This is a genomic window from Scytonema sp. UIC 10036 (genome assembly GCF_009725235.1).
In genome coordinates, this window is record NZ_WJFC01000007.1 from 91,361 (window position 1) to 117,242 (window position 25,882).

Annotated in this window: 17 protein-coding genes and 1 pseudogene; 4 read left to right on the forward strand and 14 right to left on the reverse strand. The window is 42.4% G+C overall.

The window, feature by feature from the left end; translation table 11 throughout:
• Positions 1-21: 21 nt before the first annotated feature.
• The 7 genes and pseudogenes from F7734_RS05515 to F7734_RS65955 form a co-directional block, all read right to left on the reverse strand.
• A complete protein-coding gene (locus F7734_RS05515; protein WP_155743735.1) occupies positions 22-159 on the reverse strand; it encodes a hypothetical protein in 138 nt (45 codons plus the stop codon).
• A 103-nt stretch (positions 160-262) separates the two neighbouring features.
• Entirely contained in the window at positions 263-1,822 is a 1,560-nt protein-coding gene (locus F7734_RS05520; protein ID WP_207714024.1) for a hypothetical protein, read from the reverse strand.
• Positions 1,819-2,178 carry a hypothetical protein gene (locus F7734_RS05525; RefSeq protein WP_155743736.1) on the reverse strand — a complete coding sequence of 120 codons (360 nt, stop codon included), beginning with the start codon at positions 2,176-2,178 and terminating at the stop codon, positions 1,819-1,821. The genes F7734_RS05520 and F7734_RS05525 overlap by 4 nt, the downstream gene beginning before the upstream one ends.
• Before the next feature lie 2 nt (positions 2,179-2,180).
• Positions 2,181-5,657 carry a CHAT domain-containing tetratricopeptide repeat protein gene (locus tag F7734_RS05530; RefSeq protein WP_155743737.1) on the reverse strand — a complete coding sequence of 1,159 codons (3,477 nt, stop codon included), beginning with the start codon at positions 5,655-5,657 and terminating at the stop codon, positions 2,181-2,183.
• A gap of 40 nt (positions 5,658-5,697) precedes the next feature.
• A complete protein-coding gene (locus tag F7734_RS05535; protein WP_155743738.1) occupies positions 5,698-5,943 on the reverse strand; it encodes a hypothetical protein in 246 nt (81 codons plus the stop codon).
• Positions 5,944-6,023: 80 nt separating this feature from the next.
• Positions 6,024-6,572 (reverse strand): DsbA family protein, encoded by a 549-nt coding sequence (locus F7734_RS05540; protein ID WP_155743739.1) that lies wholly within the window; start codon positions 6,570-6,572, stop codon positions 6,024-6,026.
• Between the two features lie 241 nt (positions 6,573-6,813).
• Positions 6,814-6,900, reverse strand: a pseudogene (locus tag F7734_RS65955) (DNA-binding response regulator); the annotation flags it as partial.
• Positions 6,901-7,226: 326 nt separating this feature from the next.
• On the opposite strand from F7734_RS65955, the gene F7734_RS63125 reads away from it, so the two are divergent.
• Together F7734_RS63125 and F7734_RS05555 are read left to right on the forward strand one after the other, a co-directional pair.
• Positions 7,227-7,634 (forward strand): hypothetical protein, encoded by a 408-nt coding sequence (locus F7734_RS63125; RefSeq protein ID WP_347566134.1) that lies wholly within the window; start codon positions 7,227-7,229, stop codon positions 7,632-7,634.
• Positions 7,631-7,951: a hypothetical protein gene (locus F7734_RS05555; RefSeq protein ID WP_155743740.1), complete on the forward strand. Its 321-nt coding sequence runs from the start codon at positions 7,631-7,633 to the stop codon at positions 7,949-7,951. Before F7734_RS63125 ends, F7734_RS05555 begins: the two co-directional genes overlap by 4 nt.
• A 90-nt stretch (positions 7,952-8,041) precedes the next feature.
• On the opposite strand, the gene F7734_RS05560 is transcribed toward F7734_RS05555, so the two are convergent.
• The 7 genes from F7734_RS05560 to F7734_RS05585 form a co-directional block, all read right to left on the reverse strand.
• On the reverse strand, positions 8,042-8,680 hold the full coding sequence (locus F7734_RS05560; protein WP_155743741.1) for a response regulator transcription factor: 639 nt from the start codon (positions 8,678-8,680) through the stop codon (positions 8,042-8,044).
• Positions 8,667-14,267 carry an AAA family ATPase gene (locus F7734_RS05565; RefSeq protein ID WP_155743742.1) on the reverse strand — a complete coding sequence of 1,867 codons (5,601 nt, stop codon included), beginning with the start codon at positions 14,265-14,267 and terminating at the stop codon, positions 8,667-8,669. The genes F7734_RS05560 and F7734_RS05565 overlap by 14 nt, the downstream gene beginning before the upstream one ends.
• A gap of 895 nt (positions 14,268-15,162) precedes the next feature.
• Positions 15,163-15,405 (reverse strand): DUF4351 domain-containing protein, encoded by a 243-nt coding sequence (locus F7734_RS63130; RefSeq protein ID WP_243146707.1) that lies wholly within the window; start codon positions 15,403-15,405, stop codon positions 15,163-15,165.
• A 124-nt stretch (positions 15,406-15,529) separates the two neighbouring features.
• Positions 15,530-16,120: a hypothetical protein gene (locus F7734_RS63135; protein ID WP_243146708.1), complete on the reverse strand. Its 591-nt coding sequence runs from the start codon at positions 16,118-16,120 to the stop codon at positions 15,530-15,532.
• A 1,212-nt stretch (positions 16,121-17,332) separates the two neighbouring features.
• A complete protein-coding gene (locus F7734_RS05575) occupies positions 17,333-18,598 on the reverse strand; it encodes an MFS transporter (protein WP_155743743.1) in 1,266 nt (421 codons plus the stop codon).
• A 173-nt stretch (positions 18,599-18,771) separates the two neighbouring features.
• Positions 18,772-19,971, reverse strand: coding sequence for an ABC transporter permease (locus F7734_RS05580; protein WP_155743744.1), 1,200 nt, complete (start codon positions 19,969-19,971; stop codon positions 18,772-18,774).
• A gap of 64 nt (positions 19,972-20,035) precedes the next feature.
• Positions 20,036-21,496 carry an HlyD family efflux transporter periplasmic adaptor subunit gene (locus F7734_RS05585; RefSeq protein WP_155743745.1) on the reverse strand — a complete coding sequence of 487 codons (1,461 nt, stop codon included), beginning with the start codon at positions 21,494-21,496 and terminating at the stop codon, positions 20,036-20,038.
• Between the two features lie 682 nt (positions 21,497-22,178).
• Here F7734_RS05585 and F7734_RS05590 point away from each other — a divergent pair.
• Together F7734_RS05590 and F7734_RS05595 are read left to right on the forward strand one after the other, a co-directional pair.
• Complete coding sequence (locus F7734_RS05590; protein ID WP_155743746.1) at positions 22,179-23,711, forward strand: SulP family inorganic anion transporter; 1,533 nt, start codon at positions 22,179-22,181, stop codon at positions 23,709-23,711.
• 152 nt (positions 23,712-23,863) lie between these two features.
• Positions 23,864-25,696, forward strand: coding sequence for an NAD(P)H-quinone oxidoreductase subunit F (locus F7734_RS05595; RefSeq protein WP_155743747.1), 1,833 nt, complete (start codon positions 23,864-23,866; stop codon positions 25,694-25,696).
• Positions 25,697-25,882: the final 186 nt, after the last annotated feature.

Sequence of the window (25,882 nt, forward strand, 5' to 3'; positions counted from 1 at the left end):
TTATTATTGCGTCACATCTGGCTAATATTGACCGAACAATTCTAATGGTTCTTGTCCATTACGGGCATACCCAACAACAGTTATATCTGGCTCATCCTCCGAAATTATCCATTGTTTACAAATGATACGCGGATTGCTATAGCGGCTAATTGATACCAATTCTCTTTAACCTTGCAACAGATTCAGATCCCCCCAACCCCCGTTCCTAAGGGCGGCTAGGGGTATCATCTGTATCCAACATTTAGTGAAATGGTATGACTCGTTATATTTCGGTCTTTTGGGTCATAGATGGAAACTCAGAATTTTGAGATGGAGGTAAGATACTGGAATTAGAATTTGCTGTAGCTAAAGTATTAGTAGATGAGGCTTCTAAAGGTAGTTTGTTGTCAAGGCGTTGTTTAAAATAACGCCAAGCGTGCCACCCAAGAAAAGCGCCCAACATCAGACTTACGCCAAAGGAAGTCAAGAAAGGATGAGGATAAAGAAAGGGATGCTCTTTGCTAGGTAATGCCCATTCTTTTTCTATTATTAAAGGGAATGTTTGGGAAAATATGCCTGCTACTCCCGTCCCTACACCAATACCAACACCCACGGCTTGAATGGTGTTTTGTAATTTGGCGTCGCGTATTTTATCGTCTGCTTCTTTTCGGCGATCGCTCTCGGCTTGTTCTATTTCCACTATACCGCGAATCGTATCAATCATTTTCTCGAAAAGTTCTTGACCTGGGGCAAGATAATCACTATAGATTTGAATTTGGTTCTGCCATTGTTGACAACTGCGATTCAGGAAATCTTCCCAGAATTGAGGATGATTGCCTATCGCCTTAATTTTTTCTAGGCAAGTGCGGTAGTTTGTAGTATTAGTACTAATTGCTGTGTAGTAGGCTTTCAAGTCTCTGAAATAACGCTCATAACGAATAGCATCTAGCGGAGTATTTGTCAATAATTCCTTAAGTTTCTCCAATCGAGTTTTGGGGTCAGCAATCAGGCTTTGGAATTCCTGCATTTGTTTATCTAGTTTGCTGTAAAGTTCCCGTGCGTTGGGGTAGTATTTACAAGCTTCTTGGTAAATGTAGAGAATTTTATGGCGGCATATAAGCAAATTCAGCAGCCAGTCGTAGGCATTTCCTACGAGTGCTACTGTGTCAGCTTTACTATTATTCAGCAATACCAGAATCTGACATTCTTTAGCAAGATTATGCGGTTCATTGGGGTCAGTTGCCTGGTATTCAAATAGGTGGCTACCAAACAGTTTGTCGTGATTAACCAGAACTGGATTTAAGTTTTTTCCTGCTAATTCCTCTGCATATTTATATGCAAGTGCCTGACAGTCTTCACTTGCATCCACTTCCCCATAAATCCATAAAGTATGTCCCAGAGATGCTTGAATATTCGATGGTAGCAGGCAATCTGATTTGAAAAGTTGCAGTTGCGACGCGTCAATCGAGACGCTTGACGGTTCTGGGGATAGAGTAAGATCTGCCGCATAGGTATCGTTCACTAGGAAAGGCTGAAGATTGCCTTTAATTTTGAAACTTTCTGCTGTGGAAATACTCCCTAATTTCAAGCTGCCTGGATTGCGTAAATTAGTCAACCAGTCTGTTTGTCGCCCTAGCTCAAGCTTGGGTTCGTATTTTTCGTCATCTTGGTAACAAATCAGGTTTTGCCGTAAATTCTTCAACTTAGGAAACTGTAGTGATTTCTCACCCAGTTGAGCTAGATTCTCCCACAAAAGATTAGCATTAGCATCAACTTCATCAGGAGAATCCGTGAGGCTATGGCGCAGATGAAAGGCGTAGAGGCTGATGGTGAAATTTTTCACGGCTTAGCTGGTGGTGGATCGGATGCGGAAGGGTTCTTTTTGGGGATAGCATTATCCAGTAGTTCCCTAGAAGATTGGCTACGCTGACCTGGCAGGGTAGGAGATTTAGCATTACCAGGTCCCAGATTTGTGTCCAAGTCCACAGAGGATGAAGAATTGAGTACTTCCAGCCTCTCTTCGTAAGCCTTTAAAATCTCAGGGCGAGATTCTACCCAATTTTCTATCGCCTCAGAGATATCCTCATCCTCTTGCAGATTCTGAGTCTGTTGACAAAATTCATTCCATTCTTCGGGTGAAATCAAACCAGATTTAAATACATCAATAAAAGCCTGCATGCTGTTTCCATAAATAGACATATTTACACTCCTTTACCAATAGCACAGAACGCTGCCCAATAATAAGGCTGCTCAAAGGGTTTTACAGTTGCTCCTTGGTTGGCTTGAATTTTATTAAAGTCTTTATCCAATTGTCTCTGCCAAACTTTCTCCAGTCGCGATTGCACCAGCCAATCTCGAAATTCCTGTACTGTCGTATCACGTAACCAGCGTTGGGCTGTATTAAGAGCGACTGCAATATTATTTTGCTGCTGTAATTCTTCGTAGAATTTAATCATCAATAAAGCGGTAGCGTTGGCACTTACAGTCCAGAGACTACTAACTACATTGGTACTACCAGCTAACAGAAAACCATAAGGTAAGCCAATGTACTCATCACTAGTATTCATGAAATCTGGTAAACCAGTTTCGCAAGCAGAAAGCATCACTAGGCGACAGTTATTTAGCTTGAAATTAACAATTATATCCTTCAAAGTCAAATTTTCATCAGCTAACTGTAATCCAGAATCTAGAGGAGAATCGGGATTGAAGTAGCCGTGGCAGAAGAAAAAGATACAGTTAGCCTTAAATAACTCTTCATTGCAGTAAATCTCTGATTTTGTGGCTTCCGCTTTCTTTAAAATGCAAGAATTATTAAACTGTTTTTTGATAGCTGCAATGGCTCCTAAATCCTTTTCATACGGCTCATACAAATCTTTAGTCGGGGTTTGTACAGCAAACAAACGTTGAAATTCAGGACGTTGCAATGGTTGTAACTGTTGTAATAACTGGCAACTCGGTGCATAACTTACATTTTTGGAGAAGCGATCGCATAAGAAATCACCGTTAGCTAATGGAAGTGCATGTAGAGGAAATATGTGCAGAAACATATGGGGAATGAGAACAAGGCGCGAACAAGTATCTGGTACTTGCTTGAGAATGTCTTCCAAATGCAAAATTTCAGCCAGACGATTCAGGCGAGAGCTAAGATTTTTTTGCCATTTATTTTTCTCATTATACGCCTCTCCATACTCGTTAAGCCAATTTGCAAAAGCATTCCTCTCATCGGCTTCGCTAGATACATTAAACCATTGGAGGCTATTGTGGGTAATAATAAATGTCTCAAAAGCTGTCTTGCTTGTACCAGTAATATACCATTCAATGATGGTAGTACCCTCATCTAAACTTTTTTGGAATTTGTCAAAATTGAAGCTATAACCAACAGATAGCTTGGAGTTTTGCAAATCGTTACGCTGCTGTCGCCACTCCTGGAGGTTTTGCGCTAAAGCTTTTGGATTTTTGGCTGTACGATTCTGGAGTTCATTTTGACCGCTGGCTATTTTATCTCGAAGTTCTTCTAACTGCTTAGCATCTTCTGAGGAAAAGATGGTTTTGAAGTCTCGCTCAAGGATAAGTTCAACTAAGGTGCGGGTTTTGCTACGTTCAACATATTCTATTGCTTCAGCAATGTTATTTTGTGCTATGCAAACTTCTACCATGCTGCGATAAAGTTGATTCCATTTTTCTGCTTGTTTGCGTTTTGTCTCATCACCAGAAACAATTTCCTCTCGCAATAATTCTACTGTTTCAATGGCAGATTTAAAGGTAGTGTAAGCATCGGTGAACCGTTGTCCATCTTGATAAAGAATGCCCAGGTTATATTTAGTCTCCACATGATTTATAGGAAAAGCATCACGGGTTCTAACTTCCAAAGCGTCGCTGTATGCTTGGAAAGCTAATACCATATTCTCTGCTTTGTCGCGATATTTTCCTCTACTCGAGTAAACAATGCCCAAATTATTTTGCACTAGTGCCCAATCTTGAGGAAAGGAATTGCGGTTAAACACGTTTAACGCATTGGTGAGAGCAGTGAGCGCTTGTTCAATATTCTCAGCTTTATCACCAAGTATTCTTTCACTGTAGGCAATACCCAGATTAGTTTGTACCATTGCCCATTGTTGGGGAAATTCGTTTTGGGTACAAATTTTCAATGCAGCTTTGTAAGCTGCGATCGCTTGTTCAACATTCTCAGTTTCATCGCCGTGTGTTCTGTTCCTCCAATAAGCACTCCCTAGATTAGTTTGTACCATTGCCCATTGTTGGGGGAAATTCTCACGGGTATAAACTTTCAACGCGTCGGTGTAGGCAACAATTGCCTTTTCAAAGTTCTTAGCTTCATCACCAATGATTCTTTCAGAGTAGGCATTCCCCAGATCCATTTGCATCGTTGCCCATAATTGGGGAAACTTCTCGTAAGTAAGAACTTCCAATGTAGCAGTGCAGGCAGCGATTGCTTTTTCAATATTGTCTGCTTTATCGCCGAATATGCTGTCACGGTAGACATTCCCCAGATTAGTTAGCACCGTTGCCCATTGTTGGGGAAACTTCTCGTGGGTATAAACTTTTAACGCGTCGGTGTAAGCAGCGATCGCTTTGTCAACATTGTCTGCTTTCTCGCCAAGAATTCTCTCACTGTAGGCATTCCCCAGATTAGTTTGCGTCTCTGCCCAAGATTGGGGTAAGGAGCGGGTTCTAACTTCCAACGCGGCGTTACAAGCAGTGATCGCTTTTTCAATATTGTCTGCTTTCTTGCCGTGTATTCTATCACGATAGACACCACCTAAATTACTTTGTACTAATGCCCATTGTTGAGGAAATTCATCGCGAGTGTAAAATTCCAATGCGGCGGTGTATGCTTTGATAGCTTCTTCAAGATTGTCTGCTCTGTTGCCGTATATTCTTTCAAAGTAGGCATTTCCTAGAGTAGTTTGCGCCATTGCTGCCCATTGTTCATCCACCTCGTTACGAGTACTACAAACTTCCAAAGCCTCAGTGCAGGCTTTAATCGCTTTTTCAATATTGTCTGCTTTCTTACCAAGAATTCTGTTACGGTAGGCAATAACCAAATTACTTTGTATCATCACCCATTGCTGAGGGAATTTATCGTGGGTGAAAACTTCCTTAGCGGCGTTGCTTGCAACGATAGCTTGTTCAATATTGTCTGCCGTATTACCAGCTATTCTGCCAAGATATGCAGCACCCAGATTCATTTGCGTTCCTGCCCATTCTTCGGAGCCACGGGTTCTGACTTTCAAGACGGCAGTGTGGATCTTGATCGCTTTTTCAATATTGTCTGCCGTATCACCAAATACTCTGTCACGGTAGGCAGTGCCCATATTACTTTGCACATCTGCCCAGTCTTCAGGGAACTCATCGCGGGTGAAAACAATGAGTGCCATTTCATAGCCAGCAATCGCAATTTCTATGTTATTGGCTCTGTCACCCAAGGGAAATTGCTGGATTAAAGAGCTGAAGCTTAGGATATTACTAGCAATGTCTTGTGCTTGATCTGGTTCAACTCTTGTAAGTTCGTCTGTTGCCCAACGCCGTAAGACTTCTACGAAGGTAGCATTAAGTTTATCTATGTTTGCTGCTAGCAACGGGTAAACTGCCTCCGGATCAGCACCACTGTCATCCGTTGCTTGCAATACGTTCATTAAAAATTGAACTTCGTTTGACATAATTCACATCTATAAATTACAAAAGATAGTAGAAAAACTATCATATGATTTCTTCTTGTTGAGTTTTTCCATTTGTTGAGATTTGCTCTTCTTTGGACACCTCTTCAAAAACGTAATGGAAAGCTCCAATAACGTCGCATGAAATCCTTATTCTTTCGTTAACTTTCAAAACTTTTCGGTCTACTGAATTTGGAAAAAACACCAAGCGATTGAAAATCGCAGCTATACAAGCCAAGTCCGCCTGTGCAGAGTTCATATTAAATGCACGTAGGTAGCTATTATGCATAGTTGAACTCCTAGTCGATGTTGCGTAGAATAAGGAATCTGTTCGTTCTTGCACGTATGTTATCCAACACCCGTCTACATCTACAAGAAATCTCCTACCTTCAAGATTGCGGCTAGTAACCTCTCAATTTCCCAGGCATCTTTGTAGCAAACACCATTGATGAATAAAGCTGGTGTACTGTTGACATGACTACTCACACCACTTCTAATGTCTTCGGTCACCCGGTTGGCATAAACGTGTCCCGACATATCTTGGAGAAATCGGCTTATATCGAGACCTATACCGTTGGCATACTCTACTAGATGACCGTCATCCAATGCGTGCTGATGCTCGAACAGAGTGTCGTGCATCTGCCAAAACTTACCTTGCACATCGGCGGCTTCTGCTGCTTCTGCGGCTTTTTGAGCCTGGGGGTGTATCTGCGTCTGTGGGAAATGACGGAACACAAAGCACAGTTGGTTATTGAGTTGTTGCTGAATCTCCTTGATTATCCTGTGAGCTTCACCGCAGTAGAGACACTGATAGTCGCCATACTCTACCAGCACCACTGGGGAACTCAAAGATCCTTGGATGCGATCGCGCTCTGTTATCGGTGCGAGCAGTCTGTCTTTATCGCTTACCTGACCCATTCGTACTTCTGAGAATGATAACATAGGATGGTGACGAGAATATTGCTATGAAACCTCCTTTTTGCAAAATCTTGTGAATGAAAACTTCTACTCTATACCCCTACAAGGTCGAGTTGCTCCCAGTCCTGATAGACCCAATTTAGTCAATAAATCCAAGTGTGTCACTGACCCAGAGTTCAGTTTTGAGTTGCTAAATCGAACAACGGTAAACTGTCCTTTGGTACAGGTCGCGCACCTAAAACTAGAGACTGGCAATTCCCCGCTTCAGTGCAACAATCACCGCCTGTGTCCTATCATTAAGGTCTAACTTACTAAAAATTTTGTTTAAAAACTGGTTCTCAAATTTTGAATTAATAGCAGAACCTATTATAATCGCTTGATTGGGGCTTTTCCGTGCGATAATTGTACCCTGTAAAAGCGCCTGCTATTTGTCTATACACTATTATAGAGGTCGCTCGAAGATCGGCTTTGCCAACACTGGTTAAGGAAGCGAATCACGGCAAAAAATATGCGTCCAAATGTTGACTCTGAGAAGATAGAACGACTTATGCAAGCTTTGGGTAGAGAAGCGATCTGGGTTCAGGGTGCATTTACTTTACAGGTGGTGCTAGTGCTCTACTGATTGGATGGCGTAATTCCACGGTTGATGTTGATATTCGTCTAGATCCTGAACCTCCAGGTATTTTTCAAGCAATTGCCAAAATCAAACAAGAATTGTACATCAATATCGAACTGGCTTCCCCCCAGGATTTCTTACCTCCTCTTCCAGGGTGGCGCGATCGAAACGTATTCATTGGCAAACAAGGTAAAATCTCGTTTTACCATTATGACTTCACAGCCCAAGCCCTTTCTAAACTATCCAGAGGATTTGACCGTGACCGAGACGATGTTCAAGCCATGTACGAGCAGAGATTATTTTCCTTGAGAGAGTTACGTGATTGCTTTGAAGCTATTGCACCCGAATTACTGCGATTCCCTTCTCTCGATCCTGATATGCTTAGAAGCAGGGTCGAGAACTTTATCGAGCGAAATGAAGGTAAACCAGAGGAAGGTCAATCATGAATCTAGAGGAGTTGCCAGGAGCAGATTTAATCTTACCAGGAATAGACGATCTTCACAATGGCGAGACGAATACAGTTGCATCTTTGTTAGTTGCGATCGCCGCAACGCGCTTAACCGAAGTTGGCTTGGATATCCCAAAAGATCGTCTAGCCCCAGAGCCTGAACTGACCTTGTATGCCCGTCTTCTTCATGAGCGCTCCGATGCCTACTCTTACTACAATGCTTTGCTTTCGAGGCTCAATAGCTTTTGCAATGCACTTGAATTCAGTTATAAATATGGGGCGTCTAACAATCCCAATACACCGGGACAAAATTAAGCCAACTGTGTCACTGACCCAGGATTCAGTGTTGAGTTGCTAAACCAAACAGCTGTAAACTGTCCTCTGGTACAGGTCGCGCACCTAAAACTAGAGACTGGCAATTCCCCGCTTCAGTGCGACAATCACCGCCTGTGTCCTATCATTGACGTTTAACTTACTAAAAATTTTGTTGATATGGAACTTGACAGTGCGCTCAGTGATATTTAAGTCAGTGCTAATCTGCTGGTTACTCTTACCCGTTACCATCAGACGAATCACCTCTAACTCCCGTTCGCTCAGTTCCTGGCTACTTAACCGCTGTGTCCGCTCTGCCAGTTTTTCTATCACGGTGGATACAAAATACTGCTGACCGCTATGAACAGATCGAATAGCTGCCAGAAGTTCGTCCGTCTCAGCGCCTTTGAGCAAATAGCCTTTTGCTCCTGCCCGCAGTGTACGATAAATGTCTTCCTCGGTATCATAGATAGTTAACACAATGATGCGAGCTTGGTCGAATTCAGCGCGGATAGCAGTAATCGCGCTCACACCTTCTACTTCAGGCATTCGCAAATCCATCAGCGTCACATCTGGCTGATATTGACGGAACAATTCTAATGCTTCTCGTCCATTACGGGCATGCCCAACAACAGTTATATCTGGCTCATCCCCAAGTGATTTCGCCAAAGCTTCTCCAAAGATAGGATGATCGTCAGCAATTAAGACTCGAATCACATCAGACTGGTTCATACTCTTTACCTTTAGTTGTGACCACCACCACTACTTCTGTTCCTTGTCCCGGTGCGCTCCAAACTGTCAGTTGTGCCCCGATGTGCTCAGCCCGTTCGGTCATGCCAGGTAGACCGAAGCCGCTGCCAACAGGTTGACTGCCGACCTCAAACCCCTGTCCATTGTCTTTAATACACAAAATGCACTGTCCGCTCTCGTACACTAACTTTACCCGGATTTCGCTAGCTTTTGCATACTTGAAAGCATTGTTGAGTGCTTCCTGTGCGATACGAAACAGGTTGTTCTCTACATCTTTTGGCAGCACATATGCTTCGCCCACGACTTCACAGACAGTGTGGGTATTGGTTTGTGAGAACATCTGAGTCGCGAGGCGATTGAGAGCACTATGTAGACCACCGCCTGACAACAATGGCGATCGCAATGCTGATACTGACCGGCGAGCCTCAGCCAGCCCAGAGCGGGTTTGCTCGCGTGCTGCCTGGATGCACGACTGTGCAGTTTCTAGATCTGCCGTCATCTTTCGTAAGGCATTGTTTAAATGTAAAGCGATGATGGCGAAGTCTTGCGCTAAAGTATCGTGAATGTCCCGTGCCATACGGTTGCGTTCTTCCAGAATGGAGGCTTCCTCAGCCAGTTTGCGATCGCTGATATCCTGCCCAATGCCGATACTCATCCCATTGGAAAGTCGAATATTTGCCCAAGACGTATCTACGTAACGATTATCTTTCGTCCTGACTTTAAAGTCAAGCCATTTCCCAGTGGCGGCTATCATATGCTCTAAAACCTGCTCGCGCTGTTCTAAATTAAGACAGCATTCAGCCAACAAGTCAATTTCTTCAAGTTCTGTGGAAGACCATCCTAAAAATTGCTCTAACTCCCGGTTAACAAATTGTACTCGCCCGTTTGCATCATAAAGTGTAATCATCACAGGGATGTAGTCAATAACGGCTTGCAGGAGTTCTTTTTCCTGCGATAGTTCCAGCGTCCGCTCAGCGACTTGCTGCTCCAATATTCGGTTGTAATTCGCTAAGAATTTCTCTGCTTCTTGGCGTTCGGCATAGAGTTTGGCGTTGGTGATAGCGATCGCTGCTTGTCCAGACAACAGTTGTAAAACTTCCACTCGATTTTGAGTAAACGCTCCCACTGCAAGATTATTCTCTAGATACACAATTCCAACTAAGTTGCCCTGATTGACAAGCGGCGTACATAAAATAGATTTGGTTTGATGTTCTTTAATATAAGGTTCATTGATAAAGTTACCCTCACGGGTAGCATCATTCAAAACCACACTTTCATGAGTGCGGATAACATAATTAATAATTGATACGGGGAGATGTTTATCGATAGGAATTGACTGCAATATCCTGGTAGCTTTGGCTTCCATGGCTGCATTAGTATCCACCTCTTGTGAGACTTCAATCACCCATTCACCCTCGTTTCCAGGCTCTACCTGGGAATGCAAAATTAAAAAACCTGTTTGCGCCCCGGCATTCTCAATTAAGATATTCATCAAGGAACCGAGTAACTTCTCTAACACAATTTCACCAGAAATTGCAACGTTTGCTTTCATCAGCGTAGCTAAATCCAAAGCCTCTCCTGAGTTATTGCTAGTTGTAGTCGTAGGATTTGTCGTGCGCGTGTCTTTTGTATGAGATTGAGTCAGTAACTGCGGGTATTTAGCTTCCAAATCTTTCACCTTAGCAGTAGCTCCCCAGCGCTCATAGCAATAGTGTGCCTCTTTCATATAACTTTGGGCAGTTTTCTCCCTACCACGTGTTAAATAAAACGCGGCTGCCAACTCATAAGCCAGTGCTTCTTCTTGGATAAATTCGTTGTCAAAAGCACCTTTAATGGCTAGTTCATAAAATTCCTCAGCCTCAAGAATGTAACCCAAGACTCGTGCTTTCTCAGCTTCAACTAAATAAAATTTATGCCGATAATTCATGGGAGAATGATGTGCCCATTTCTTCATTTTTTTTTGATTGTTAGCGACTTTTTTTAGGAGCCGCTTATGTTCAGATATTTGGACAGAAGGATATACCGCAAGGTGTGCCAGGGAATCATAAAAATAGAAGATAGGAACTACCATCGATCCCACCACTCCATCTAAGTATTTTTCTGCTAATACTGCATTTTTCACAGCTTCTTGATAGTGACCAAATAAATAGGATAAACAAGCCTGATGTATGTATATAAAATAAATGTGAATTCTATTATTATATTTAATAAAAAATGGCAACATTTCTCCTTGATTATAAAATTTACCAACTAAAGAGCAAGGATTTTCTGCCAAATTCATTAAATTCCAAACAACCTGTTGATACAGATTGTTAGCTATAACAGCACCTTCTCGCTTTATTTGCCGAAGGAGATCGCCGTGAGTTACCATTTCTCGTTCGAGCACTGTGAGTTCTTTCCCGCTAAAATACGAATTAAAACAGTAACTATTTAGAGAATAGGCAGCATAATCTAAATTTCCTGTTTCTAACCCACTTTGATAGGACTCATGCATAAATTTTACTGTTTCTCTAAGATGCTCTTTCCAATGTTGTATACATGCACTAATTATCTGAAGTATCTTAGTTTTATGTTGTTGATAGTTGAGGCGTTTCAACAGATTCAAAGCGAGTTGTCCAAATTGATATCCAGAATCAATATCTCCCAGTACACCACAAAGAATGACTCCATAACCGACATACGCATAGGCAGATTCAGGAGCATTGCCATATTTTATCGATAAATTGACTTGTTTCAACACAATGACTGGATACAGAGATGGAGCAGCAAAATAGGCAGCAGAAGTTGCCCTATCCAAGATACGCATTGCTGCAAGCTTGTAAGGATTTGTCATTTGGGGCAAGTTACTTAAGTCCTCAATTCGTTTCCCAGTTAAAGCCAACTTTGTCAAGAGCAATTTCAGTAAAATATTCAGTTTGCTCGGCTTTTTTGAAAATTTTATCCCTAATAACTTGAGAACGGAAAGCGCAGTCTTTATCGCCTCCTCTATATGCTTTGTTTGCATACAGGCTCGGAGCTTGACTTCATAGATTGTCACTTGATCCAGTAGCGTCTTGGCTTGTTGCAGTACTAACTTAACTAATTTCTCTACCTGCTCAAAGTCTCCGCACAAATACGCTGCCTCCGTTAATTCCACATATAGTGCTAACGTCAGTTTATACTGAGTTTGCCAACTATCTTCTCTCAATAGTCCAATAGCAATCTTCAAGTACTTAAACGCTGGTTCATAGGCTACAGTAGCCTTGGCTTTCTTACCAGCCATCAAATTTAAAGAAGCCAATTCATCCCACTGTATGGGCGGGTTTACAATTGTGGTTAATTCAATCCCAAAATTGAGTTGGTTGACAATATCAAAAATTTTCGCCTCTCGCATCTCTTGGGGAGTATTTTGCAACAGGAGTTGCCCCAGTTGCCAGTGGACAGCTTGGCGTTCCTCCTCAGAAATTAGGAAATAGGCAGCTTGCTGTATGCGATCGTGAGAAAACTTATATTCAATCGTTAATTCATCTGCCGAACTGGACACATCTAGCTCAATCTCTTTGTAGGCATCGCTTAAAGGTAAGACTAAACCTTCTACCATAGCTTCATGCAGGTCAAGTGCAGTTTCTCTTTGAGATTTTCCACGACTACTTGCCAGTATTTGCAAATCAAACTGATTCCCAATTGCCGCAGCTATTTGTAACGTTCGCTGTGAGGTAGCGCTCAACTTTTGAATCTTGAGAGCCATCAGTTCGACAACATTATCGGTTAAATTGGCAAAGAGAATTTGGTCTACATTCCATTGCCAACAGAGCTGCTCTCTATCGAACTCTATCAGCTTTTCGGCATAAAGAGATTTTAAAAACTCATTTATAAAGAAAGGATTGCCGTCTGTTTTCGATAGCACTAACTCTGATAAGGGGATTGTTCTTTCTGGAGGGCATTTGAAGGTGTCAGAAATTAACTCATTGACACAGGGTAAATTTAAAGGTGAGAGGAAGATATTATTCACAATTCCCCCACTTTGCTGAATCTCATCAATGGTTAATCTTAACAGATGAGCCGCGCTAACTTCATTGTCACGATAGGAACCAATTAAGAACAAATATTTGCTACCTGATGTCGTCATCAGTAACTTAATGAGTTTCAACGTTGCAGCATCTGCCCACTGTAAATCATCTAGAAATACCACCAAAGGATGTTCGGGTTTTGTAAAAACAGAAATGAAGTGTTGAAACACAACATGAAAGCGGTTTTGAGATTCAGCAGGTGGTAACTCCGGTACAGGAGGTTGCTTGTCAATTATCAGTTCTACTTTAGGAATCACATCAATAATCACTTGGGCATTCATACCCAAAGCTACCAAAAGTTTTTCTCGCCATTGAGTCAGACAAGATTCAGTTTCGGTTAAAAGTTGCTGCACTAAATCTGAGAAAGCATTGACAACACCACTGTAGGGAATATTGCGCTGAAATTGATCGAACTTCCCTGAAATGAAATACCCCCGATGTTTAGTCATCGGTTTATAAACTTCCTGCACCAGAACTGATTTGCCGATACCAGAGTAACCTGAAACCAACATCATTTCTACTGAAGAATAGTCACTGGGATATTCTCCTCTTTGAGCCACGCGCTCAAATGCTGTCAGTAAGGTTTCTACTTCCGCTTCACGTCCATACAGTTTTTGCGGGATTTGAAACTTGTCAGAAATATCTTTGTGTGCGAGGGGAAATTCTGTTATTGTACCGCTACGTTGTAATTGGACTAGACACTCCTCCAAGTCTGCTTTAATTCCCCATGCACTTTGATACCGCTCCTCAGCATTTTTTGCCAACAACTTCATAGCGATCGCGGAAACCACTTGGGGAATCTCTGAATTCACCTCATGGGGTGGAATAGGTTGTTTGGCAATATGACAATGCACTAACTCCATCACATCAGTCGTTTCAAAAGGTAGCTTATGAGTGAGCAGTTCATAAAAGGTTGCACCGAGGGAGTAAAAATCCGTGCGATAATCTAAACTTCGGTTCATCCTCCCTGTTTGCTCTGGCGATATATAAGCTAATGTACCTTCTAAGACGTTCGGATTTCTCAACGTAGAATGAGAGCGGGATAATTGGGTAGCAATACCAAAGTCAATGATTTTGAGTATCCCAGTTTCTGGATTTAGAACAATATTGCCTGGGTTAATATCTTTATGGATAACATTGGCAGCATGAATATTGCCCAAAGCATCTGTAATTTTGATAGCAATTTGGAGAAATTCTGGTAAGGGCATTGGGCAATACTTCCCTCCGGACTCCTGCATGAGTTTCTGTAAAGACTCCCCACCAAAATCTTCTAAAATAATGACAAGAGTTCTTTGATAGTCCTGTTGACTGTAAACCTTTATAACCCCTTCTAAATTTAAGGAGCGAGTTATTTCATATTCCTGCTTGTAGCGAATCAGTTCAGCTTTGGTAGGATAGTCTTCCTTGAGAACCTTGAGGATAACAGGTGTATTATCCTCTTTTCTTATGCCTCGAAAAACAAGAGAATTGCTGCTTTCGTAGATTTTGACTTTCCCATCAATGCTAGGTAGCGAAATCATAACTGGCACCTGAGGTTATATTCATTTGGGGATGTCTCAAAACACAGAACTGAACTCAACATTTTTCCATTTTTTTCAGGCGTATTACTCCCTTTGCGCTCTCAAATTACCGCTCTTTGTAGGATGGGCACTGCCCACAAATGCCCTGTCAAGGTGAATAAAAACTTCAGGAAATTACTCCCTTTCCACCCAAACATTACCTATTTAAATGAACCGCGAAGACGCAAAGAGCACTAAGAAAGAGGAAAAGCAGATTGGTAATCCTATAGCGGAAAGGGAGTAATAGTTTTCTCCCCTCTTACCTCTGCGTACTCTGCGTCTCGGCGGTTAAATAAATGACTTTGGAACCGCAGAGTACGCAGAGGGCGCAGAGGAAAAAGAGAAGGAATTGCCGCCTGAATCAAAATTTTATGAGCCACCTTGACAGGGCTAGCACTGCCTACCCTACTGTTTAGGTAATATAGCTGGCGGTTCGGGAGTCGTTCGCCCTCATCAGCTTGAAAAACCTTAGAGAGTTAACGAGATATCCCAAAATAGGCATTTTTTGTCAATCGTAAATTTATGCCTTATCATGTAGCAATTGGTCTACAAAAATACTATAAAGGTAGACAAGGAAGAAAATCAATCATAACAACAAACATTAACAGGACTTACGCAACCTCAACGCTATTTTAGGGATTTCACGTGTTACAGATCCCCCATCTCCCCTTAAAAAGGGGGGCTATGCGTAAATCCTAATTAAGAAAACCTACTCTGTTTTATTAGGCAACAGGAATAAGTCATTACCCAACTCAGATAAACTAGGCAGAATGATGGATAAAATGTATGATGGTAAAGGGAATCGGGCATTTCACCAAAATGCCCACACTCCCCTAGCATCAGGTTATTAACTTTTTTATGCTTCTATAGAATTAGGTCTATCGTGTAACCACTGTTCTAAATCAGCTACAGTCGAAAAATCCAGTAATGCTTCTGCTAATTCTTCTAACTGTTCAACAGGTAATTTACGAATTTGCTCAATGAATGGGGCTTCAATCTCACCAAGACGACGATTAAGTTGTCGTACAATGACTTTCTGCTCACCTATTATTTCGCCTTCTTCCCTAGCCAGTTGTACAGTTGGACTAACCAAAGTCATTTTTCTTTCCTCCTCAAAACGATTGATTTTGGCAACTCATCTTTTTTGTAGCTGTTGAGGCAGTGTCATCATTGTATCAATTATGTCAAAGAGTTTAACAATTTGCTGTTTTGTGAAACCCCGCTCATAAAGTCCGCGAATTAAATGCCAATGGACATTCTTCCCGCTCAGTCAAATTACCAGTGCTTGCTTTAGTTTTCAGGTGTGCCATTGTAATGATGGCAAATGGATTACTACTGGATTCTAACTCATGCCAACTCTGTTCGTAATCAATAAGCTTGACAATAGGGAATGTGAGACTCAATGAGCAATCTAAAACAGATTTAGCATATCGGTTAGGTCGCCATGTAGGAATAGTGTCTCCTAAAACCGCCAGACTCACAACAAATTTATCGTAAAGTTCGGCAGCCCGGTAATTATAAGTGTATATCCGCTTTTCCAAGTTGACATCATAATAACTTTGCACCTCAACGTGGATTAAAATCCAAGCTTCTTTTTTGTCCAACAACCGAACTTTATAAAGTTTATCAGCCACTCCATCTCCCGTTTCTGCTGAAGCAGTAATATTTTGCAGTTCTTTATCCAGAGATTCAGGGGGTTGTGTCCAATCAATTGCTCTGTGTGCTGCAGGAAAGAAAAAGGATAAGAAGTCTTCAAAATATTCGTTCAAAGCTTCTTTCCATGATTTATCATAATTGGCTCTGACTTCAGTCATTTTTCTTTTATTAAATGATATCAGATGGGAAAAATCTAGTGTTGGGTTAACTTGTTAGGCAAGCATTTTGCTAGCTTTCATGGACTGAACAAGTAGAATCTAACTCTAGGGGATTTTAGTGTAAATCAATCAAATTTTTATTTTTACTTTATAAGTTCAAGTTTTATATATGCTAATGAATGGCTATGCCATACTGCTCGGTTAAGGTTTGTTATGTTCTTTGATAGAATTAATCTCTCAAAAGGAAATATTCGATAGTAATGGGTTTACCCACTATCGGAAAAACGCACCTAATTGGAATCCCAAATACAGCGTGTTTGCCGCTCTCTGAATATTTACTCCAATTTACAAACGTTTGGGGAAGATAGGGCTTCCAAATAAACTCTATACCTCTAGTGAACTACATCGAGTCAAGTGAGGAGATTATCGGCAGTTCATCCTAGCCAAGAATGGGCAGAAGAATTAAGCAGGTTAATTGAAAATACAAATTTATCACTACTACCAAACGAAGTGGCAAAATTACACCTACTAGAGAGCCGCTCCAGTAGAAGTGCTTGACGTAAAACGCAAAATATGGGGGTTATTAAAATCGGCGATTTTGGAGTTATGTTTTAATGCGTTCGCGTAGCGTCTCCAAAGGAGAATCGCTAAAAACCTAGCCCAAATATTTAGTCCAAAATCAGCATTTTTCTCTTATACATATAATTTCGTTTTTGTCAACATATATTAGTGGATTGGCGCTCTAGTACTCTGTCAACTCAAAATTGACGAGTGAAAAAAACCACGAAGACACGAAGAGCACGAAGGAAGAGAAAAAAAGAAGAATTTAAAGATTGCTCAAAGAGCGCAAAGTTGATGTGACAGAGTACTAGTACTTCGCCACACTAAGTTTGCTAGGTAAAACAACATTCAAACTCATTTTCTTTCCCTCTGACTTCGCGCTCTTCGCGTCTTCGCGGTTTTAAAATCACCCCTCAAAGTTGGTGTGCCAGACTACTAGTGGTCCACCACATTAATTTTGATGGGTAAGTGGACAGATCTTCTAGTCTCGATCCGGTGGTTCTACCACAGAATGCAGGCTGCGAGGCAGAGCCTCGCGGGCAGTTAGAGCACAGGAGGCGGAGCCTCTCGGAAGGCATTCCCAGGCGGAGCCTGGGAACGAGGTAACTGCCCATCAAAATTATTGTGGTGGACTACTGCGTTTATATCGATTCATCCGGCATACGTAAGCTTAGATCTGGCTGAACGGGATGTTGATTTCGTTTCGGGCATAAAGAACCAGAAAAATACCAGAGCAATCCCAGCGATCGCAGCCATTGTCAAAAAGCTAGCGTTGTACCCAGCAGATTTAGCAACAAAGCCAGCGAGAGCGTTGCTGAGGGACGCACCAATCCCAACAGCAGTCCCAATGGCTCCCTGCGCTAGATTGAAACGTCCTGTTCCCTTGGTCAAATCGGCAATGACCACTAGCTGCATCACATTAAAAATTCCTGCACCTACACCATCTAATAATTGCACAGACACCAAGAACAGAGGGTTATCATTTAGGGTATACAGCACACCGCGAATCGGCAAAACCAAAAACGCCAGCAAAAAGATGGGTTTGCGCTTGCTTCGACTTGCCTGCCGCCCGATGATAATTCCTATGGGAATCATAACTAGTTGCGCCGTCACAACGCAGGCAGACATGAACAACGGAGGACTACCGCCCTTGTGGTGAGCCAATACCTGACCTACTAAGGGTAGCATTGCTGCGTTGGCAAAGTGGAAAAGAACAGCACAGATGGCAAAAATTAGCAAGCGGCGATCGCTTAACAAATCTGTAACATTAGAAATATGAGCCTTTTCGCGTGGCTTTTGTACGGGAGAATCGCTATCATCCCCTCCTCGTGCTAGCCGATAGTCGATGTCCTGTTTGCGAATTTGTAAAGCGCAAACAATAACCACTCCTGACATCAATATAGTAAAGTAGAAAATACCAGCCTGACTAATAAACTGACCGATAAGCCCTGCTAGCAATGCTGCTGCTACATTTCCAGCTGAATTGAGACTATGGTTGCGCCCAATGCGGCGCTCCATCCCCTGTCGCCCCACCAATCCCAAAGAAATAGAGGCAATTGTCGGACCAAAGAAGGCTCCAGCAATGGCGGTAAGGGATTGAGCCGTTGCAATTATGGGAAACAATGGAAAGGTGACAATGGCGATTGAACTGATGGCAATCATCACAGCAGCTATGACAATGAGCGATCGCTTCTGGCGTACCCGGTCAATTAATGCTCCGACGGGTGTTTGGGCAATCACCCCAGCCAATCCCGCAATCGTCATCACCAAGCCCACCCGAGCTGGATTCCACTCGAGACTGGAAGTGAGATAAACTACCAGAAACGGCCCCACACCGCCCTGAATATCTGCCAAAAACACGTTCAACCAGTCGAGCGCCCTAAGACTCTGCTTGCTTGATGCTGAGCGAACAACCATACCTCTCCTGTTACAGAAGTTTACAAAATTGGGTTACACAGATCTCTGTGCAAAAACGATGCCAACTTCTAGCTCGAAACAGGGAGTAGGGGGTAGGGAGTGGGGAGTAGGGAATGTTCTTTTTTCATGCTTGGTTTGTGGGATTTTTCCATGAATGGCTTTCTTCAAAATAGTCAATCACTCCGTAACGCAGCAATGATATCAATCTTAGTAGCTTTTACTGCGGGCAAAAAACTAGAGCCAACCCCCACCGCGATCGCAGCACCCATTGATAGGGCAGCATTCCGAAGAGAAAATTGATAGGGGGCTTGAATGATGACTGTAGTTGCTGTCTGAGTTAAACCATGGACGCTAATAATCGCCAGAGTACCACCAACAAAGCTTAGGAGGATTGCTTCTAGGATAAATTGCACCATGATTTCAAATTGAGTTGCCCCAAGTGCCCGCCGAATACCAATCTCTTCAATACGTTCCAAAACGGAAGCGATCGTAATATTAGCAATACCGACACCACTAATTAAGAGAGCAACGACTCCCACAACAGCAAGTGCTTGTGTAGCAGATTTTTGAAGTTCCCGTTCCTTGAGCAAATCTGCTGTATTATCAAACGTTTCTACAACCATTTTTGGATGTCGCTTCAATAACACTTGTTTGACCTTTTCTTTCAACTGTGGCATCTGCTCCAGTCGATAAGGGCTAATCTGGAGAGTGCTAAACTGAAAATTTCCAGCCAAAGCACTTGCAAAGGTGGAAGGCAACCAGAGGAGACCAGATGTATCTCCAAATTCTTGACCGATTGATTTTGTTTCCACAACTCCAATTACGGTAAGACGGGTACTTGCTAGGAAGATTGCCCGGTTTAAAGGAGATTGTTCTCGAAATAGAGTTGTTGCCAATTTTCGATCGATAACTGCCACAGGGCGATATTGCTCAAAGTCAACTGTCTTAAAAAACCGTCCTTGAATAATTGTACGTCCGGTCGTACTAATGTAATTTTCAGACACGCCATAAGTACGCACATTTTTTACTTCGTTGTCCTCATACTGTACGGAACTGAAACCATAAATTGAACTAACGGAACTGGTTGAGCGCACGATCGCAATACTGCGTTTGAGAGCAATTTCATCTTCTTTGTTCAGGTCGTCGCCAACAGCAAACCCTTCTTCTCCAATTATGTAAGGTGTTAAGTACGGTTTGTCTCTCTCTGCTAATTTGGCTTCGATCTGAGCATTGGTAATGTCGGCAATATTCAATGTGGCGCTAATTGCTGCCACTCCCATAAACACTCCCAATGTTGTCAATCCAGATCGCACTGGATTACTATGCAGTGATTTCCAAGTTAGGGAAAGGATATCGGCAATAGAGATGCCCATAAGCAATTAAAAGTGAAAAGTTAATTTATTGTGCTTCTTTGTCTTTAGAATGTGGTAAACTAGACTATTCCTGTATCGGAGTCTTCTCAGTCATTGTTTGGCTAGGCGGAACTTGGACAACTCTATCGCCTTCACGTAAACCAGACTTTACCTCTACCGCAGTCAAAGCTTGTAAACCAAGAGTCACTTCGCGTTTTTGTGCTCTACCTTCTCGATCCTTAACCCAAACAAAAGGTCGCTCTCCCGTCTGTAAAACCTCTAAAGGAATCATCAGTACATTTTGCCGTCGCTGTTGAATCACCTCCACACTAACTTGACTGCCTGGAATTAGCGTCTTACTCGGCTTATCGAGTGAAACTATTGCATCCACTTTTGCCTGATTCCCAGAAGATGAACCCACAAAGGACGAACCAGATTCATTACCAGACGTTGGACTGGTTGCTTGGGGCGAGAGGCTAATGACCCTAGCACTAAACACTTTAGGGTTGGGACCAATTGTGCTAACACGAGCAACTTGATTCACGCGTACTTTAGCAGCGTTCAGTGTGGTCAGTTTCAGTCGCACAATTTCTTTCGCAGAGTCCCCTAAGGTCAGCAGTTTACTTTCTGTCTTAACTCCATTCCCTGGATTAACCTCTAGTTTAAGCACGATACCATCTATTGGTGCTTTCAGGAGGCGATCGCTCAACTGTTGCTGAAGTTCCCGTAACTTCTGTTGACCTCGTCGCACATCCAATGCAGCCTTGCGCTGTTCCGATTCCGCATCCAGAACTGCTGCTAGTGCTTCATTCACCTTTTGTTTATCGGTTTCTAACTTATCTTCTGCACTCCTCAACGCTACACGAGCATCAGTTACTCTCTCTTCATCGCTTTCTAATTCTCGATTGGGGATGATACCCAACTTCATCAGTTCTTGGGCACGTTTGAGTCGCTTCTGGGCAGTTTTCAATTTCTCAAACTCAGGAATCAGACCTTTATCAAATGCTTGTTGGGACTCTTGGAACCGCTTTTGAATATCTTTAAACGTCTTTCGTTTCTCAGCGACGACCTGTTGACGACGAATTAAAGTCTCTTCATTCTTTCTGTTTTCGAGCAGTTGTTCTTGAAATTTCTGTTCCACTTCCCGATCGCGAAGTAGCAGTAAAGACTGTCCTGAGAACACTTGCTGTCCTTCTTTAACCAGAACTTGCTCCACAGTAACATCTTTTGGAGCTTTCAAAGTTTGCTGCCCACCTAGTTCAACAGTACCTGCCTCAGTGACTGTGACTTCAACATTACCACGTTGAACTGGAATCAAACTGACTGCTACAGGAGATACCGGACGATTAAAGAAATAATTGTAAACAGCCCATCCACCAATTCCAAACAAGATTGCTCCCGTTGATGTCATCAGCCACTTAACTCCTGCTCGATACCTACGTCGGCTCTCAATTCCTATTAGACTCCGAGAGTCCGACGGAGTAAGGGTTGGTTTTATGGTATTGTTGCCTTGTTCCTCCACCCTTGACTCAAACCTCTGCCCCATAATTTGCTTCTCCCAATCTCATGACTTGCCATCTTCCCTTTTTTATAGCTCTGTCTGAGTATATTGTAGTTACCTTTTACATAGCCAAAGGGTGAAACTTTGTACCGTCTCGTTCCGGTGGTTCTACCACAGAATGCAGATAGCGAGGTGGAGCAGAGCGATACAGGAGGCGGAGCCTCCCATAAGGCATTCCCAGGCTGAGCCTGGGAACGAGAGAGGAAAGAATTTATGTGGCGATAAATGCAAGAAAACGTCTTTTTACGTGAATTATGAAAAAATTCTCATAATTGATTTACGTTCTTTTCATGAAATCTTGCGGATTATTTTAAAAAATAAAGAAATGTAAATAGGAACTATAACTGAAACTCAATGGAAAAAGATATCCGTTATTAGGAGTAGGAGGTAGTTGCAACTATGAGAAATTTCTGTCTGGAGTGTAGGATCGGTATTCAACATGGGGGTAAATACCAAATTTCTTCCTAGATATGCTTTCGTAAGAGTACCTTTGTAAGCTATTGAGATATTAGGCTTTGCAACTGAAGAAAAACGGAGCGATCGGGAACTGTACCGATGCTCTGAAGCGTCTGCACTTGAGATTTCAGCAACGTGAATTTCTTTAGAAATCGATAACTATTACTGTGAACTGCGAAGAGTTTGTTAATCGCAATTGGAGGACAAGTAGATGAGAAATATACTTAAGATTAGAAATAAACCTTCATTAACCAACGAAGTACCAGCCTCATTTGTTGTATTTCTGGTCGCCCTTCCCCTTTGTATGGGAATTGCCATTGCATCCGGAGTTCCCCCAGCCCGTGGTATAGTCACGGGAATCATAGGAGGGCTGGTTGTGAGTGGTGTATCCGGTTCGCCGTTACTTGTCAGTGGACCTGCTGCAGGGCTTGCTGTCATTGTTGCAGAAATTGTTCAGCAATATGGTATCGATATGCTCGGTCCCATACTCATCTTGGCTGGGGTTATTCAGTTACTTGCAGGAGTGTTCAAACTCGGTCAGTTGTTTCGCGCTATGTCTCCTGCTGTCATATATGGAATGCTTTCAGGTATTGGTGTACTGATTTTGGCATCTCAGTTTCACGTCATGCTTGACGATAAACCCCGTTCCCATGGCTTGGAAAATTTAATAACCATTCCCCAAACTATTTACAAAGCACTATTTCCCATGGATGGTAGCGCCCATCACATTGCTGCTTTATTAGGTATTCTCACCATCGCCACTCTTATTCTCTGGGAAAAATTCAAGCCAAAGCGCCTCAAACTTATACCGGGCGCACTCGTCTCCATCGTTATTACAACAACAATTGCCACCACATACAAATTACCTATTGACTATGTGGATGTTCCTTCTAACCTTTTAGAAGCCCTTCAACTTCCATCTTTAAGCACCTTACCACGCCTCATTCATGCCCCCATCTTGCTAGAAGCTATCGCGATCGCATTCATTGCCAGTGCAGAAACTTTATTATCAGCCGCCGCAGTTGATAAACTCCATAGCGGTGCAAGAACAGATTTTGACAGGGAATTAGCAGCACAAGGATTTGGTAATATGCTTTGTGGAGTACTTGGTGCTTTACCAATGACCGGCGTCATAGTTCGCAGTTCTGTCAACGTAGAAGCAGGTGCAAAAACAAGACTCTCTGCTATGCTCCACGGACTTTGGTTGCTCATTTTAGTGATTGCTGCTCCTGGACTCTTAAAAATAATTCCTACATCCGGTCTAGCAGCCATACTGGTTTATACTGGCTATAAATTGATAGAAGTAGAACACATTCAAAGCCTCAGGAAATACGGGCGTTTTCCTGTTGCCATTTTCTTTGCCACTTTAATTGGAATTGTTACCACCGAACTGTTGACAGGAGTTCTTATTGGAATTATCTTGACAGCAATCTCACTGATTTACAGAATCTCCAAGCTAAACATCCAAGTTCTTAGAGATGAAACAAATCAACGAGTTGACATTTATTTAGAAGGTGCAGCAACATTTGTAAGACTGCCAAAATTGGCAAACATCCTAGACCACATCCCTCCAAAGACACAATTACACGTCCATTTAGATAATTTAGCTTATATAGACCATTCCTGCCTCGATCTCTTTTCAACCTGGGCAAAACAACAAGAACAAACGGGTAGTACCCTCATAGTTCAATGGGATAGACTTTTAGAACGCAATCGAAAAATTTATACCGCCGGACATTCTTAAGCAACAACCCTAATAGTTATGACTTAACGATCGCCAAAACAGAGAATGTCAACAATGAACTGACGAAAAAACAGTAAAGTGTGCAGTGTGAAGTAAGAAGTCAAAGGTTTTCATAATTTTTTCCTTTATCCTTTATCCTTCGCTCGGCATTCATGACAGAACTTCTGATTCAAACTACCTGGCTCATACCGTTCTACGGCTTGCTAGGAGCAATTCTCACCCTACCGTGGTCAACGGGCATTATCCGGCGCACAGGTCCCCGCCTTGCTGCCCACTTCAATCTCGTCACGACGTTCAGCGCTTACCTTCACGGTTTATTCGTCTTCAGCGCCATCTGGAACCAACCATCCCAAGAATTATTCATCCACTGGTTTAAGGTTGCGGATTTAGATTTGTCATTTGCCCTAGAAATCTCATCCGTGAGCGTCGGGGCGATAGAACTCGTGACAGGTTTAAGTCTGTTAGCTCAGTTATTTGCCCTAGGGTACATGGAAAAGGACTATGGGATAGCTCGTTTCTTTGCTCTTATGGGATTTTTTGAAGGAGCAATGAGTGGCTTGGCACTTTCCAATTCCTTACTGCTATCCTACGGTTGGTTAGAATTGCTCACCCTATCAACATACTTACTCGTAGGATTTTGGTACGCGCAACCTCTAGCAATAACAGCTGCCCGTGACGCGTTTCTTACCAAACGAGTTGGAGATATTTTACTACTGATGGGAGTTGTAGGGCTTTCAACTCTAGCAGGTAGCACAAACTTTCCTAATTTATATCAATGGGCACAAACAACACAATTACCATCACAAACAGTCGCATTGTTATGCTTGGCACTTATCGCAGGACCGACGGGAAAATGTGCTCAATTCCCCCTCCATTTGTGGCTTGATGAAGCGATGGAAGCCCCCAGTCCGGCATCCGTATTGCGGAACTCCCTCGTAGTTTCTTGCGGTGCTTACGTGTTAATAAAACTTCAACCAATTCTAGCAATTTCACCTATTGCCCTCACAACTTTAGTTGTCATTGGTACAATCACTGCCGTTGGTTCGTCACTTGTTGCTATTTCTCAAATCGATATCAAACGCGCTCTTTCCCACTCCACAAGCGCATACATGGGGTTGGTTTTTATTGCAGTGGGAATGAAATCGACAAACTTTGCGCTGATGATGATTTTAGCTCATGCGATCGCCAAAGCTTTGTTATTTATGAGTACAGGTTGTGTCATCGCAACAACCAACACCCAAGATCTTACAGAAATGGGAGGGTTAGGAAAAACCATGCCCATCACAGCCAGTGCTTTTGCCATAGGTACAGCTGGACTCATTGGAGTATTACCACTTAGCAGTTTTGAGACATTCTCACAAACAATTGAGCCATTGCAGTTAAATGCTCTTTGGTTAGTCAGTATTTTACTTCTCGTGAATGCGCTAACCGCCTTTAACCTCACCCGCGTGTTTCGTTTAGTTTTCTTAGGTTCATCTCAAGCCAAAACTCGTCGTGCCCCTGAAGTAGGATGGCAAATGGCATTACCAATGGTTATTTTGGCAGTAACTACTTTATGTGTACCCTTCATGCTGCAAAGTCTCGCTCTGATACCATCATGGAAAGCCATGAATATTTCAGAAACTTTGCTGCAACTGCTTTCTATAGTTTTAGGTTGTGGAATTGGAATACTCATTGAACTGCGGCGAGTTTGGTTAAGACCGGTACAAAAAACTGCAAAATTCTTCCATGAGATGCTAGATTATGACTTTTATATCAACCAAATTTACCTGATTAGCGTTGTTTTTGCTGTCAAGCAGTTGTCCAAATTCACGGCTTGGTTCGATCGCTTCATTGTAGATGGCTCGGTCAACTTATTAGGATTAGTCACAGTTTTCACCGGTCAAAGCCTGAAATACAGCGCCCCAGGAAAATCTCAAATTTACGTTCTCACAATTTTATTAGGAATCAGTTTTTTAACTGTTTTCTCAATTATTAGTGGATAGTTGTTAGTGGTTAGTTGTTGGTTGTTAGTGGTTAGTTGTTGGTTGTTAGTTGTTAGTTGTTAGTTGTTAGTTGTTAGTTGTTAGTTGTTATTCGCTACTAACCACTATCCACTATCCACTAGCCACCAACTACCAACCACTAACCACTATCCACTAACCACTATCCACTAACCACTATCCACTAAC